The following is a 14,703-nucleotide window of genomic DNA, read 5'->3' as shown; positions in this document are numbered from 1 at the left end:
GTCACTAAATACTTCATCCCTTTTACCTTAATTACGTCCACCTTACGCATGCACATTCTCGTTATCAACGCCGGTTCTTCCTCTGTAAAAGCTGCCGTCATCGACCCTGACACAGGAAAACGTCACCTGGAAATGCTGGCCGAACGCCTGCTTGATCAGCCGGTGATCACCTTTTCCGACGGTACCACCATCGAGCTGGAAAATAAGGGGGCGGAACGTACCATTTCTGTCTGCCTGGAGGCCCTGAAAGATAAACTGAGTGGGACCGAAATTGCTGGTGTTGGCCACCGTGTTGTCCATGGAGGAGAAGATTTTGACCGGGCAACTTTGGTGGGCGCGGACGTAGAAGCAAAGATCGAACAATTGAGCAAGCTGGCCCCGCTGCACAACCCCGTCAACCTGCGCGGTATCCGCGCAGCCAGGGAGCTGTTCCCGGATATTGACCATTTCGCCGTTTTCGACACAGCCTTCCACCAAAGCCTGCCCCGCCGGGCCAAGACTTACGCTTTGCCAAAGGAATTGATGGCTCAACACGGCATTCGCCGCTACGGGTTCCACGGTACCAGCCATAAATACGTGGCAGCTACCGCCGCTAAATTCCTCGGCAGCTCTCCTCATGACCTCCGCATCATCACCTGTCACCTCGGTAGTGGTGGCAGCGTTACGGCGATCGAATTCGGCCGTTCTATCGAAACGAGCATGGGCATGACGCCGCTGGAAGGCCTGGTGATGGGGACCAGGTCGGGGGATATTGACCCTGGCATCATCCATTACCTTCACGAACAGGCGGACTTGAATACCGGCGAAATAGATCACCTGTTGAATCGCGAAAGTGGGCTCGCTGGTTTGTCCGGGGTAGGCAGCGATATGCGTACCATCCTGGAAAAAGCTTCCGAAGGAGACGCCGATTGTCAGCTTGCGCTACAAGTCTATACGCACCGAATCCGAAAGTACATTGGTGCCTACGCCGCCGTTATGGGCGGTGTCGATGCCATCGTATTCACCGGAGGAGTTGGGGAGAACAGCGCCGTAGTCCGCCACCGGGCCAGCCAGCGGCTGGATTATCTGGGGGCCATCATTAACGAAGACAAAAACCACTCTGTTGAGCTTTCTGAAACTACACCGGTAGTGGACTTTAGCATGCAGCACAGCCGTGTGAAGTTGCTGGCAGTACGGACCGACGAGCAACTTGCCATCGCCCGGGAATGCGGTAAGCTGATCGAAAAGGCCGATGCCGTGAATACCCTGCCAACCATCCCCGTTGCCATCTCTGCCCGGCACATTCACCTTCGGCAAGAGACTGTAGAGGCGCTTTTCGGTAAAGGCCACGAGTTAAAGGTGCGGAAATGGTTGAGCCAGCCGGGCCAGTTTGCGGCGGAGGAGACCGTGACGGTGGTTGGCCCACGAAACACCATCGAACGTGTGCGCGTGCTAGGCCCTGTCCGCAGCAAAGACCAGCTTGAAATCAGTCGGACGGATGAATTTTTCCTGGGCATCGATGCCCCGGTCCGGGAATCCGGAAAGGTGGAGAATACGCCTGGTTGCAAGCTGATTGGGCCCGCCGGTGAATTCAATCTGGAGGACGGAGTAATATGTGCCTGGCGGCACATCCACATGACGCCGGAGGATGCCGCCATATTTGGTGTCGCTGACCGCGACATCGTCGAGGTGGCCGTCGGTAGCGGCGAGCGTAGCCTGACCTTCGGCAACGTCCTCATCCGGGTATCCCCAAAGTATAAACTGGAAATGCACATTGATACCGACGAGGGGAACGCTGCGGAAATTAACTCCGGCGACGAGGGCGTATTGGAGGAGACCGGGCAACAGGGGACGCTGCGGAAGCGGCGGGTGATGGTTGGTTAGCCGAATGAGTGAGTAGTTGAAGGAGTGAGTCACTCTAGATGTTCAGCGCCGAGGTATGCTTGATGTCCTTCAGTACGAAGGTGCTGTTCAGTTCCCCAATGTTCTCGATTTTAGAAAGCTTGTTCTTAATAAAGTTGTGGTAGTCTTCAAGGCTCCGGCTGTTAACCTTCAGGATGAAGTCCACTCTCCCCGCCATGTGATAACACTCCTGGACTTCCTCCAGGGCCTGAATTTGGTCCTCAAACTGCTCGATGAAAGTTTTATCGTGGTACCGCATGGAGACCTGACAGAAGGCCGTCACCGGAAGATCAAAAAGCTTTTTATCCAGGATAACCACGTACTTTTTAATAAACCCCTGCTTCTCCAGCCGTTTGATCCGGTCATAAACGGGTGATGCCGTCAGGTTGAGGCGTGCCGCAATTTCCTTGGCCGTCTTCTTGGAGTCTTCCTGTAGGATGCGTAGAATGATAAGGTCTGTTTCGTCAATTTTTAACTGCATGGACACAAGAATTTTCGCGGATTGTTAGTCAGACAACTGTTTTGCGGAGTAAAAAAACGGGAATATTTGCAATTAACCGTTATTATTCGCTCATTTTGTCAAAATGCAGCGTGAAATCATGGCGTGCCCTAATTTTACTGGACAGCTCTAATCCAGTATTAAGCATGAAACCAACCATATTAGTTACTGGCGCTAACGGCCAGTTGGGAACTGTCCTGATTCCCGCCCTGCGTATCCGTTATGGTACGGACAACGTAATTGCTTCTGACTTGCGTCCGGCCGCAGCCTATACTGGCCGGTTCGAGGTGATCGACGCTACGAATGAGGATCGTTTAGCGGAGGTAGTCAGGGATAACGGGGTTACTCAAATTTATCACCTGGCGGCTATTTTGTCCGCAAGTGGAGAGCAGGACCCGCTGCGTACCTGGCGCATCAATATGACGGCCTTACTGAACGTATTGGAGGTGGCCCGAAAAGCGAACGTAGAAAAGGTCTTCTACCCCAGTACTATTGCCGTTTTCGGGGAGAGTGCTCAATTAACGAATACACCGAACGACAGCTTCCTCGACCCACTCACTGCTTACGGCATCAGTAAAGCTGCCGGAGAGAATTGGGCACAGTACTACTTTGTTAAGTATGGCCTCGATGTCCGGTCCGTTCGTTATCCGGGCGTTATCGGCTACCAATCTGATCCCGGCGGCGGTACTACCGATTATGCCGTGGATATTTTCCACAAGGCTGTTTTGGGCAAGCCCTACACCTGTTTCCTGCAGGAAGATGAAATGCTGCCGATGATTTTTATGGATGATGCCATTCGGGCAACCATCGAACTGATGGAGGCTCCTAGTGAAGGTATCAAAATCAGGACCTCTTATAACCTTTCCGGTCTTAGCTTTTGCCCCGCTGATCTAGTGGCGGCCATCAAGGTGGTGTACCCCGATTTTCAGGTGGATTTTGCCCCTGACTTTCGTCAGGAAATTGCCTCAAAATGGCCCGACAGCATTGATGACACACCAGCTCGTGAAGATTGGGGATGGGAACCTGGCTTCGACCTGCAACAACTGGTGACAGCCATGATTGAAAACCTGCAGAAAAAGTATAATAATCCCAATCCTCGCATTGGCAAGAACCAGGCAGCGGCTTGAAACCTTATAGACGCGCGCCAAGTCTCATAAATATAAACTCTCTACTAAATGTACAATATCCAAGAAGCTCTCCAGGAGGAACTCGACGCCATGAAGGTCGCCGGCGTTTATAAAGAAGAACGTGTAATTACTACTCCGCAGGGAGCGGAAATTGACACCGTAAATACTTCCCACGTCCTCAATTTTTGCGCTAATAATTACCTGGGGCTCTCCGCTCACCCGGCGTTGTTGAAGGCCAGTAAGGCCACCATCGATACCCACGGCTTTGGCCTTTCCTCGGTCCGGTTCATTTGTGGAACCCAGGATATCCACAAAGAGCTGGAACGGAAGACCGCCGAGTTCCTCGGCATGGAAGACTGTATCCTCTACGCCGCTGCCTTTGATGCTAACGGCGGTCTCTTCGAGCCCATTCTCACCGCCGAAGACGCCATCATCTCTGATGCCCTGAACCACGCCTCCATCATCGACGGTATCCGCTTATGTAAGGCGCAGCGCCACCGCTACGCGCACAATGATATGGCGGCGCTCGAAGAAGAACTGAAGAAGGCTTCCGGCGCCCGCCGCAAACTCATCGTAACCGACGGGTCTTTCTCTATGGACGGCACCATCGCCCAGCTCGACAAAATCTGTGATCTAGCCGACAAGTACGATGCGATGGTGATGGTGGATGAATGCCACTCCACTGGTTTTATCGGTAAAACCGGACGCGGCGTCCACGAATACCGTGGCGTCATGGGCCGTGTCGACATCATAACCGGCACTTACGGTAAGGCACTTGGTGGTGCCTCCGGCGGCTTCACCGCCGCCCGCAAAGAGATTGTTGATATCCTCCGGCAGCGCTCCCGCCCTTACCTCTTCTCCAATACCCTCGCCCCAAGCATCGTCGGCGCGTCCATCAAAGCCGTCGACATGTTAACGGAGTCAACTGGCTTGCGCGACAAGCTGGAGGCCAATACCAAATATTTCCGCAAAGGGATGACCGAGGCAGGCTTTGACATCATTCCCGGAGACCACCCGATCGTTCCGGTAATGCTCTACGATGCGCCGTTGGCGCAGACCTACGCCAGCCGTTTACTGGAAGAAGGCATCTACGTCATCGGGTTCTTTTACCCCGTTGTCCCCAAAGGCAAAGCCCGTATCCGGGTACAGCTTTCCGCTGCGCATGAAACGGAGCATCTTGATAAGGCGATTGCTGCTTTTATTAAGGTTGGGAAGGAGCTTGGAGTAGTCTCGTAGACCACGATAACCTTTTTTGGCTTTCCTATGCAATAGATCCCGGAGGGATCGAATTGTATTTGCTACGGGTAAGGCGGTATGCCGAAACCCGGGGTTTAAGAATGGGTTTTTAACATGGCGGCGCGAAGTGCCGCAAAAGCTAAGGAATGACCATTTACCCCGGGTAAAAGGTCGCTTTTCGACCTTTCATCCGGGGCAAATAAAAGTTAGACCACTCCGTGGTCACCTTTTATCAAGAGCTCCTGATGAGTTACACCAAAAGCGCCACGCGCTTTCCACTCCGTACCGCCCCATCCATATACCCCGGGTAAACCACGGCAGTTTCCGATCCGGCCAGCAGGAGCCGTCCGTCCAGGTAGGTGTCCCGGAAGATCGGATGGCCGTTGTGCTGGTGCGGTAATACGTGGCTTGCGTAGGGGACGAAGGTGTAGGGCTCTTGCCGCCAGACGCCTTCCTCATAGGCCAGGTAATCATCGACAACGTCTCCAAAATATTTTCGGAGTTGGGTTAAGACCATATCCCGTCGCTCTTCCCGGGTAAGGGAGTGATAAGCGCTGTTTAGAAAACCTTTGAGGGCGTACTTACTTTCTTCGATGTTGGTGTGATCATACATCTCAGAAACGGGGCCAACGTTGCTGAAGATGGTGCCGCCGGGTGCGCCGTCTTCCCGCCAGAATGGCTTGGCGTAGCGCAGGCCCACTTTAATGGATTCCCCCATCCAGGTATGGGTTTGCTGCGCAATATTGAGCAGCTGGGAGGGCAGGGCCGGGCTGACCTGAATCTTCGACGTGAAGAGGTGAGGGGGTAGGGTAGAGATGACTATTCCGGCGTGGTAAACGCCTTTGGCCGTTGTCACTTCCACGTAGTCTGGCGTCCCCTTCAGCGCCAGCACCGCTTCATCCAGACGAACAGACGTTGATAGGATTTTGCTCCGAAGTTCCCGGATGAACATCTCACTTCCGCCAGCGATCCGATAGCTGGGCTCATCGTTGTGCGGCAGCTGGACTACCTGAGGCGGGCTGGTGGAAATGGCTTCGTAGATGGCACGACCGCCGGTAACCTGTTCAAAGACGCCAATGCCCAGTTCGGACAGCAAGCTGATCAGTTCCTGGTGTTTTTTGCCGAGCCAGGTGGCGCCTAGTTCGAGCGCTGCACCTCCATCTGTACGAGAAGTGAGGATTCGGCCACCGATTCGGTCACGAGCTTCGATAAGCAGAAAAGGCTTACCGGCTTTGTGGAGTTCGTAGGCGGCAGTCAGACCGGTCAGCCCGGCGCCAATGATGAGTGTTTCAGTTGTGGTCATGAGAGGGGAACACCATAGTGAGTTTCTGAGTTGAAGAGCCACTCAGTGACTCACTCCTTCACTAACTTACTCCCTCACCAGGCCGGAAGGGCGCCCGCTTCTCCGTCTCCATTTCTGCTTGTAACCGTTCGATCAGCGCCCGTAACTCCTCCGTCTTTTCTGGAAATTTTTCGGCAACATTGTACTTTTCTCCCGGGTCACCTTCCAGGTCGTACAATTCCAATCCGGTGTCGCGGTAGGCATAGTTTCCCGAAACTGCATCGTTTCCCACTATGTCTACGTAGCGGAAACTGTGGGGTACGTGGAGCTTCCATTTGCCTACCCGCACAGCGTCAAGATTGCCGGATCGGTAGTAGCACATGGGGGCATCGGGTGGGGGCGCGGCCGCAGGTGCAGGGGAGGTTAAATGAGCCGTGAGGTCCCGGCCATCGATCTTTTTTTCCGGTAACCCGGCGCCGGCAATGCTTACGAGGGTAGGGAGGATGTCCGTTAGGGAGGCCGGATGGTGGCTTACGCTACCCGCACTGATTTTACCTGGCCAACGGGCGATCATCGGCACCCGCATACCGCCTTCCCAGGTGGTTCCCTTGCCCTCCCGAAAGGGGCCGGCGCTGCCGGCGTGGTTGCCGTAGGTTAACCAGGGGCCGTTGTCTGAAGTGAAAATTACCAGCGTGTTTTCGTCTATACCCTGCACTTTCAGCTCCGCCAGAAGGGTGCCAACGGAGGCGTCTATTTCTGCGATCACGTCGGCGTAGAGGCCCCGTCCGCTCTTTTCCAGGAAATCGTCGGAGGCGAAGATCGGGACGTGGGGCATGCTGTGTGCCAGGTACAGGAAAAAGGGAACGTCGCGTTTCTGGCGGATGAAGTCCAACGCTTCGGCGGTGTACCGTTTTACCAGCTGGGTTTGGTCGGGGTTGACCTCCAGCGTATCCGTGTTCCGCATCAGGCTGAGGTTCCCGTAGCCTTTTTCCGGCAGCATATCGTTGCTGTAGGGCAGGCCAAAGAATTGGTCAAAACCATGCTTTTGCGGCATTGTTTCCGGAAAGTGGCCCAAGTGCCATTTTCCCACCATCGCAGTAACGTAGCCAACGGATTTGAGTGCCTCGGGCAAGGTCGTCTCCTGTGGGTGCAGGCCATATTGCTTATTGGCCGTCCAGGCTACTCCCGGAGGACCCACCACATCGGGAATGCCGACGCGGGGTGGGTAGCACCCCGTCATCAACGCCGCCCGACTCGGTGAGCAGGAAGGAAATGCATAGAAGCTGGTCAGTTTGATCCCTTCGGTGGCCATCTGGTCGAGGTTCGGGGAATAAATACGGGAGGAACCGTAGCAGGAAAGGTCGCCGTAACCCTGGTCATCGGTGAGGATGAAAATAATGTTGGGGGGGGCTGACCGTTCTTTTACGACTTCCGCCGAGCCTGGAATGTCTACGTCGACACAGGTAGAGAATAAGCAGGCACAACAGGCAATTAGAACGAAGAAACGAGGCATGGTCCAAAGATTGGTGGAGTTGGTAAACTTAAGGAAACTCTTATCAATCGGGTAAGGAGTGAGGGAGGCGTATACGTAACAAATTGCACCTACCTGCTAGCTAAGACGGCGAACAATGAGTTGGAGCGGTCGTCAGACCAATTCTTTTAACCGGGCGTAGCCGGACAAAAGTTGGTCTGACGACTTATGACCTGTATAATTTGTTCTATACCTTGAGCAGGCGGGGCAAAAAAAAGAACCCCGAAGCAGCAATAGCCGCTTCGGGGATCCAAAATTTTTCTTTGACTTAAATCTTAAGCGGCACTGCGCTTACCAAGAATTTGCTTCATCTTAACCCGGGCACTAAAGATCCGGCTCTTCACGGTTCCGATCGGAATCTGTAACTGAGCAGCGATCTCCTGATACTCATATCCTTTATAAAACATCAGGAAAGGAATAGAGTATAGTTCGCCGATACTTTTTAGCATGCGCTGCATCTCCTGCATCCGTAGATTTTGCTCACCAGAGTTGGCAACAACATTTTTTACCTCAATATTCTCAGTAACCTCATCGGCAGTATGGTTCAGGTGACGACGGGTCTTTGCTTTGCGGTAGTTATTAATAAAGGTATTCCGCATAATGGTTGAGATCCAGCTTTTGAAGTTAGTTCCTTTGGCAAACTTATCGCGATACTTGTAAGCTTTAATGGCTGTTTCCTGCATCAGGTCTTCCGCGTCCTGGCGGCTGCGGGTAAGGCGAAGTGCAAAAGCGAAAAGAAGGTTATTAAGTTCTTTAGTCTTGGAGATGAATTCTTGGTTAGTCATTTGTAATCTGTTGTCTGAATTAAAATAAAAAAGCGTGTGCCATTATTCATTCAAATACCGTGCCAAACTTATAACTTACTGATAATCAGTGAATTTAGGTATATTTAGCTTATTTAAAAATGATTAAATTTAATCAAAAATTTATATTTAACAACTGAGAAGAGTGGTGTCAATGTATTTACACCAATTCTGCTAGCGCATCCTTCAATTCCGGAAATTTAAACCTGAAGCCTTCGGTCAGTAGCCGTTCCGGAACGACGTAGCGACCATACAGAGCTAGTTCGGGGTCCGTACGAAAGACGTTTTTTGCGCCAAACCGTACCAGCAGAGCGGGGGCTGGCAAACCAATCGGAATTCCCGCCGCCACACGCAGCGCCTTCATGAAGTCTTTATTATTGACGGGGTTGGGGGTGGAGGCGATGTAGGCTCCGGACATAGCTTCATTTTCAATACCTCGCTGCAGGATGGCGTTCATGTCGTATTCGTGAATCCAGCTCATGCCCTGTTTGCCGTTGCCGACGGTTCCGCCCAAACCTAACTTAGTGATGCGCATGAGTGAGCCTAGCGCACCTCCGTTTTTGCCTAAGACGAAACTGGTCCGGACGATCACCCCCCGGATTTGATCGGGCAGCGCCTCGTGGAAGGCCTTTTCCCATTGTTGCCCTACGTAAGGTGCCAAACCATAGCCGAACGGAGATTTTTCGGTACAGGTCACGTCTGGTGAATCTCCATAAAGGTGTGCGGTGCTCATTTGAACCCAAACCGGCGGCGGACTTTTGACTTGCCGTAGCGCCTCGCCGATGGCAGCGGTAGATTCTACCCGTGATCGCAGGATCTGATCGACGTTATCCGGCGTCTTAATGCAGTCAACGGAGCGGCCGGCCAGGTTAACCACCCCCGCAACACCTTCCAGTTCTTTTATCCACGGGCCTGTCGTCCGACCATCCCATTGGGCAAAGCCATGTCCGTTCAGGTTATTGGGGCGGTGTCTGCCGATCAGGGTGCAGGCGTAACCAGCTTCGGATAATTGGTTGGCCAGGGACCGGCCGACGAAACCGGTACCTCCAGTGATGACTACTTTATTGGGCATGGGACTTTTGTCGTAAAACGGATGGTGGGGGGAATGGTTTTGCTACTATATTGCTTTGTATTTCAGGGCGCGGCCGCAGGTGCAAGGAAACGGTAAAGGAGCAGGGGCGCTAGGTCATCCTCCCGGGAATACGCCTTGTTTTTGATGGCACAACCAGTAATTTCCTTGTCTGTTTGCTGCTGGTAAATTTCCAGAATGCCTTTTTTAACGTGATCGTTCCCTTGCTCGCCGTCGGGCCCTTATGGTGGCCGGCGAAAGAGTAATGCTTGGATGAATTGCTTGCTTATCTACCTTCCCCCCGCACCTGCGGCCCCGCCTAAGAAATGGTAAACCCGTCACGGTCCTGCAGAAACGGCAGACGCCGCCGAACTTCCAGCAGGTGCTTCATTGAAAGCGTCTCGGTGTATACTGCCTCCTCCTCTTCCACGTGGTAGAGCGTCTGCCGCCACCCCGGATCGATCACGCAGCTGTCGCCATTGTAGACATGCCCGTTCGCATCGGTACCCACCCGATTTACGCCCACCACGTAGCACTGGTTCTCGATGGCCCTGGCTTTGAGTAAGGTGTTCCAATCATACGCCCGTTTATTGGGCCAGTTGGCCGTGTAGATCAGCAAATCATAGGCGCCGTCGTTGCGGGCCCAGACGGGGAAGCGCAGATCGTAGCAAACCATGGGGCATACGCGCCAGTCCTTTAGCTTCACCACCAGCCGTGCGCGTCCCGCTACGTATTGCTCGTGCTCTCCGGCCATGACGAAGAGGTGACGCTTGTTGTAGGTGGCGTACGTACCGTCGGGGCGCATCCAAATCAGGCGGTTGTAGTATTTCCCCCCCTCTTCGATCACCAGGCTGCCAGTGATTACGGCATTTATTTTGGCGGCTTGCTTCGTCATCCACTGCACCGCCGTTCCGTCCATTTTTTCCGCATTGGCGGAGGGGTTCATGGTGAAGCCGGTGGTGAACATTTCGGGCAGGACAATCAGGTCGGTGGCCCCCTCCAGATCAGCCATCAGTTCCGCATAGTGGGTTAGGTTGGCGGCTGGGTTTTCCCAGGCTATGGCGGATTGGATGATGGTTACGTGGAGATCGGTCATGGGTGGTAAATTACGGACTTTATGGTTGGTTTTTGAATCGCGGCTTTTACCTCCCCTTGCACCCGCGTTCGCGCCGTATTTTAAGCCCAGGCAAAACCACCATACCCCCAAAAGACGCTACTTCCTCCAACAAGCCAGCCTCCTCACTGGAATGCGATGCGGGTTTATCCGATTAAATTACACCGGGTATGAAGCTGCTGCTATTAGCCACCTGTCTGTTCGCACCGTTTTGCGCCCACCTTAACCTACCTTCCTGCAATTCGCAGAATTTCATCCCAAAGCGGATAGCCCGGGCACAGATCAAACCAGGCAGCTGTGAGCAGGCGACAACTCCTCAATCCCAACCAGCTTCTCCGCCGCCGCCGCCAACATCTTATCCGTCTTAGCAAAGCAGAAACGGACGATTTTCTCGTCGGTTCCGTCGGAATAAAAGGAGGAAATTGGTATTACGGCAACCCCTTTCTCCCTGGTTAGCCAGCGGGCAAATTCCTGATCGCCCATATCCGATATTTTCCGGTACGAAGCCAGGGCGAAGTAGGTCCCCCTACATTCCAGGAACTCGAAAGGCGTATCGGCCATAAGCTCAAAGAAAAGATCACGCTTTTGTTGGTAAAAAGCGGGTAAGGAAAGATAATGCTCCGGGGTAGCCAGATAATCTGCCAGGGCGTGCTGTAGCGGCCGGTTGATGCCGAAGGTATTAGACTGGTGGACCTTTCTGATCTCGGTGGTGATTTCCGGTGGCGCAATTACGTAGCCGATGCGCCAGCCCGTAACGTGGAAGGTTTTGCCAAACGACATCGTGATGATGGAGCGCCGGAACAGGTCCGGATAGCGCAGCGCGCTCTCGTGCCGGCGGCCTTCGTAGATCAAATGTTGGTAAACTTCGTCGGAAAGGACCAGGATATTGGTGTCCGCCACAATTTCCTGCAGGGCCGCCAGGTCTTCGTGCCGGAGCATAACCCCCGAAGGATTATGGGGAGAATTGACCATGATCATCCGCGTTTTGGGCGTAACCGCGTCTTTGACCTGCTCCCAGTCTATGCGGAAGTCCGGGCTTTTCAGACGGAGAGCCACTACTACGCCACCGTTGACTTCGATGGACGGCACGTAGCTGTCGTAAGCTGGTTCGAAGATGATGACTTCGTCGCCCGCGCCGACCAGGGCGGAAATGGTGCTGTAGATGGCTTCGGTAGCGCCGTTGGTGATGGTTATCTCCGTTTTCGGGTTCAGCGAACAGCCGTAAAGTACTTCCTTTTTCCGGGCTATGGCCTGGCGCAGGGCCAGTACCCCAGCCATCGGTGCGTACTGGTTGAATCCGGCCTGTATGTAGTGGTTGACGAGGTCCTTCAGCTGCTGGTCGACCTCAAAATTTGGGTAGCCCTGGGAGAGGTTGATGGCGCCGTGCTTCGCCGCGAGCTGGGACATTATGGTGAAGATAGTGGTAGTTACATTAGGTAGTTTTGAGGTGATTTGCATTTTGGTAAGGTAGTCATACCGTTCTCGGTAAACTCATCCGATGGCACCGGCGGTCCTTTTTTGAGGCCCATTATTCAGCTGAGCATCAGTGAGGGCGCGGCCGCAGGTGCAGAGAAAAGAATTAAAACAGAGAAGTGCCAAGCCATGCATTGCATTCCAATTTCTGGGCAAAAAATAGCCTGCAAGCCACGCCTAATGACTGGCGGAGTACTTAGAGACATCGATTTAAAATAGTGAACGAACCGTCCTTTTCAAGATTGATTAGCTGCAAATACTTTTCACTTCTGGTGACCGAGAGGAGTATAACTGGCCGGTTGTATCCTGGGCAGTCTGCGGTCATACTTCCGCCCGTTAAGAAATTGCCCGATGAAGGTATTGCGAACGAAGTAATGGTAGGTAACAAAACAGATTACCGTCGCCAACGATAAAACGATCAGGAATTTGAGGAGCGCGGGGAAAGGCCACTCAGCAATAAATCCGGGCAATAGTGCCGTCAGCGGCAAGTGGATCAGGTATACCCAGTAGGATGCATCAGATATGTAGCGCATTAATGGAGAATATCCGTTTGCGTAGCGCAGAAACAGACCGGTGATGCCAAATACGAATAGCCATACGGTAAGGGATGCGAAGCTGAGCATTAGTGGAGTTGCAGCATTCGGCTCCAGCTCTCCGTCAGACCAGAGAATGATGATACCCTGAACAGCTACCAGCACCACCCCAAGTAGGGCAAACAACCAATCGAATTTAATTAGATCAGAAAGAATATCTCTGGAAAAATAAAGCACCCAACCCACAGCATAAAAAAAGCCGAACCATAAAAACGTGGGCCCTTGAGGAGTCAGACTACCAGAGGCATCAACCATCGAAGTACCGAGCAAACTCAGCAGACCATAAGTCATACCACTAAAGATCAGTAGCCGCAAGATTGGACGTGCGAAAACCACTCGAAAAGCGCCATTAATTAATCTGGACAGCTTAGGTGTTTTAGCAAAAACAAGTGCCAGTACCACTCCACCAGCAGTAAACATCATCAGGTAATAAAGAAACCACAGGTGAGAAGTCTGGTCCGGCCAGAAGCCTGCCAGTCCATTGAAGTAATCTAGGGCAAAAGTCCAGGGACTTTCGCCTCCTGCATACGCCTCCTCCGTATAGCGGAAACAAAAACGTATGATTGGTAAAAGCAGTACCAGAAAAACAATGAATGGCCACAGAATACGCGAAATTCGATTCTTCACCATAACGGCTACTCCACGCTCGTAGAAAAGCAACGCACCGAAAAAACCGGCAATCATGAAAAAGGCTGGCATTCTGAAAATATGGATCAGCAAAACCAGAAAATCTGTTATTATGTTTGTGTCCACCGTTTGGTTTATGCCCCAGCTGTCTCCATGTTTGGTCACGTTATAAGTCAGGCCCGTGTGCAAAACTAAGCCCAGTAACATCATGATTGCACGCATGGAATCAAGCGCGTGTAGGCGGGGAGTTTTGGCGGAAGAAGTAGACAATTTAGTGAGCTTTTTAAGTTGTAGCAAGGTGTAAAGTAGTTACAATCGCAGATTCAACTTTCCGCCCGCCCCCAGCAATAACTCTTCCGTCTTAGCAAAGCAAAACCGGATAATCTTTTCATCCGTCCCGTCAGAATAAAACGAAGAAATGGGAATGACGGCAACGCCTCTTTCCGTAGTGAGCCAGCGGGCAAACGCTTGATCACCGAGATCGGAAATATTACGATAGGAGGCCAGGACGAAGTAAGTTCCGGCGCAATCGAGGAACTCAAAGGGCGTGTCGGCCATCGCATGCAGAAAAAGGTCACGCTTCCGCTGGAAGAAGTCGGGCAGGGAAAGGTAATTCTCCGGCGTGGCGAGGTAATCGGCCAGGGCGTGCTGTAGCGGCCGATTAATGCTGAAGGTATTGAACTGGTGGACCTTCCTGATCTCTTCCGTGATTTCCGGCGGCGCGATCGCATAGCCAATGCGCCAACCCGTAGCGTGGAAGGTTTTGCCAAACGACATGGTGATAATGGAGCGCCGGTACAGGTCCGGGTACCGCAATACACTTTCGTGTTCGCGGCCGTCGTAGATCAGGTGTTGGTAGACTTCGTCGGACAGCACCAGGATGTCGGTGCCCGATACGATTTGGCTCAACGCTTCCATGTCTTCCTGTCCGAGTACCGTCCCCGTAGGGTTGTGCGGCGTATTGATCATGATCATCCGGGTCTTCGGGCTGACCATGTCCCGGACCTGATCCCAATCGATCCGGTAATCCGGGCTTTTCAGGCGCAGCGGCACGGCCACTCCGCCATTTACTTCGACGGACGGCACGTAGCTGTCGTAAGCCGGTTCGAAGACGATGACCTCGTCTCCCGGCCGGATGAGCGCGGTGATGGCACTGAAGATGGCCTCCGTGGCACCATTAGTGATGGTGATCTCTGTGTCCGGATCAAGAGAACAACCGTAAAGTAACTCCTTCTTCTTAGCGATGGCTTGCCGTAGTTCCATCAGGCCAGGCATCGGTGCATACTGGTTGAAACCGCCCTGGACGTAGTGATTGATCAGGTCTTTCATCTGCTGGTCCACCTCAAAGTTGGGGAAGCCCTGGGAGAGGTTGATGGCGCCGTGCTTTGCCGCTAGTTGCGACATGATGGAGAAAATGGTGGTGGTTACGTTGGGGAGTTTGGAGGTTAGTTGCATGGGGGGGGGAAGA

The 14,703-nt window shown here is 52.9% G+C and carries 12 protein-coding genes; 3 read left to right on the top strand and 9 right to left on the bottom strand.

Going from position 1 to position 14,703, the window contains the following annotated elements; translation table 11 throughout:
• Positions 1-48: 48 nt before the first annotated feature.
• Positions 49-1,863, top strand: a complete 1,815-nt coding sequence (locus B036_RS0100800; protein ID WP_020566781.1) for an acetate/propionate family kinase — start codon at positions 49-51, stop codon at positions 1,861-1,863.
• A 34-nt stretch (positions 1,864-1,897) separates the two neighbouring features.
• Here the strand turns inward: B036_RS0100800 and B036_RS0100795 are convergent, their stop codons facing one another.
• Complete coding sequence (locus tag B036_RS0100795; protein ID WP_020566780.1) at positions 1,898-2,362, bottom strand: Lrp/AsnC family transcriptional regulator; 465 nt, start codon at positions 2,360-2,362, stop codon at positions 1,898-1,900.
• Between the two features lie 164 nt (positions 2,363-2,526).
• Between B036_RS0100795 and B036_RS0100790 the strand changes: the two genes are divergently transcribed.
• Positions 2,527-3,507, top strand: a complete 981-nt coding sequence (locus B036_RS0100790) for an NAD-dependent epimerase/dehydratase family protein (RefSeq protein ID WP_020566779.1) — start codon at positions 2,527-2,529, stop codon at positions 3,505-3,507.
• A gap of 48 nt (positions 3,508-3,555) precedes the next feature.
• The gene (gene kbl / locus B036_RS0100785) at positions 3,556-4,743 is read left to right on the top strand and encodes a glycine C-acetyltransferase (RefSeq protein WP_020566778.1); all 1,188 of its coding nucleotides are present in this window, start codon (positions 3,556-3,558) and stop codon (positions 4,741-4,743) included.
• Positions 4,744-4,993: 250 nt separating this feature from the next.
• On the opposite strand, the gene B036_RS0100780 is transcribed toward kbl, so the two are convergent.
• From B036_RS0100780 to B036_RS0100745, 8 genes are all read right to left on the bottom strand, one after another.
• Complete coding sequence (locus B036_RS0100780; protein ID WP_020566777.1) at positions 4,994-6,046, bottom strand: flavin monoamine oxidase family protein; 1,053 nt, start codon at positions 6,044-6,046, stop codon at positions 4,994-4,996.
• Positions 6,047-6,107: 61 nt separating this feature from the next.
• The gene (locus B036_RS27550; RefSeq protein ID WP_020566776.1) at positions 6,108-7,538 is read right to left on the bottom strand and encodes a sulfatase family protein; all 1,431 of its coding nucleotides are present in this window, start codon (positions 7,536-7,538) and stop codon (positions 6,108-6,110) included.
• Positions 7,539-7,831: 293 nt separating this feature from the next.
• Entirely contained in the window at positions 7,832-8,341 is a 510-nt protein-coding gene (locus B036_RS0100770) for an RNA polymerase sigma factor (RefSeq protein ID WP_020566775.1), read from the bottom strand.
• Between the two features lie 178 nt (positions 8,342-8,519).
• Positions 8,520-9,431: a TIGR01777 family oxidoreductase gene (locus tag B036_RS0100765; RefSeq protein ID WP_020566774.1), complete on the bottom strand. Its 912-nt coding sequence runs from the start codon at positions 9,429-9,431 to the stop codon at positions 8,520-8,522.
• Positions 9,432-9,747: 316 nt separating this feature from the next.
• Positions 9,748-10,524: an amidohydrolase gene (locus B036_RS0100760; RefSeq protein WP_020566773.1), complete on the bottom strand. Its 777-nt coding sequence runs from the start codon at positions 10,522-10,524 to the stop codon at positions 9,748-9,750.
• A 300-nt stretch (positions 10,525-10,824) separates the two neighbouring features.
• Positions 10,825-12,000 (bottom strand): methionine aminotransferase, encoded by a 1,176-nt coding sequence (locus tag B036_RS27545; RefSeq protein WP_020566772.1) that lies wholly within the window; start codon positions 11,998-12,000, stop codon positions 10,825-10,827.
• 278 nt (positions 12,001-12,278) lie between these two features.
• A complete protein-coding gene (locus tag B036_RS0100750) occupies positions 12,279-13,532 on the bottom strand; it encodes an acyltransferase family protein (protein WP_211217358.1) in 1,254 nt (417 codons plus the stop codon).
• Between the two features lie 12 nt (positions 13,533-13,544).
• A complete protein-coding gene (locus B036_RS0100745; protein ID WP_020566770.1) occupies positions 13,545-14,690 on the bottom strand; it encodes a methionine aminotransferase in 1,146 nt (381 codons plus the stop codon).
• Between the last annotated feature and the right edge of the window lie 13 nt (positions 14,691-14,703).

Origin of the sequence: Neolewinella persica DSM 23188 (genome assembly GCF_000373105.1) — a bacterium.
GTDB classification, from domain to species: Bacteria; Bacteroidota; Bacteroidia; order Chitinophagales; family Saprospiraceae; genus Neolewinella; species Neolewinella persica.
This window is presented reverse-complemented; position numbering and strand designations above follow the sequence as displayed.

Coding starts and splice junctions, on each gene's coding strand:
- B036_RS0100800 (WP_020566781.1), top strand. CDS start 49: ATGCACATTCTCGTTATCAACGCCGGTTCTTCCTCTGTAAAAGCTGCC.
- B036_RS0100795 (WP_020566780.1), bottom strand. CDS start 2,362: ATGCAGTTAAAAATTGACGAAACAGACCTTATCATTCTACGCATCCTA.
- B036_RS0100790 (WP_020566779.1), top strand. CDS start 2,527: ATGAAACCAACCATATTAGTTACTGGCGCTAACGGCCAGTTGGGAACT.
- kbl (WP_020566778.1), top strand. CDS start 3,556: ATGTACAATATCCAAGAAGCTCTCCAGGAGGAACTCGACGCCATGAAG.
- B036_RS0100780 (WP_020566777.1), bottom strand. CDS start 6,046: ATGACCACAACTGAAACACTCATCATTGGCGCCGGGCTGACCGGTCTG.
- B036_RS27550 (WP_020566776.1), bottom strand. CDS start 7,538: ATGCCTCGTTTCTTCGTTCTAATTGCCTGTTGTGCCTGCTTATTCTCT.
- B036_RS0100770 (WP_020566775.1), bottom strand. CDS start 8,341: ATGACTAACCAAGAATTCATCTCCAAGACTAAAGAACTTAATAACCTT.
- B036_RS0100765 (WP_020566774.1), bottom strand. CDS start 9,431: ATGCCCAATAAAGTAGTCATCACTGGAGGTACCGGTTTCGTCGGCCGG.
- B036_RS0100760 (WP_020566773.1), bottom strand. CDS start 10,524: ATGACCGATCTCCACGTAACCATCATCCAATCCGCCATAGCCTGGGAA.
- B036_RS27545 (WP_020566772.1), bottom strand. CDS start 12,000: ATGCAAATCACCTCAAAACTACCTAATGTAACTACCACTATCTTCACC.
- B036_RS0100745 (WP_020566770.1), bottom strand. CDS start 14,690: ATGCAACTAACCTCCAAACTCCCCAACGTAACCACCACCATTTTCTCC.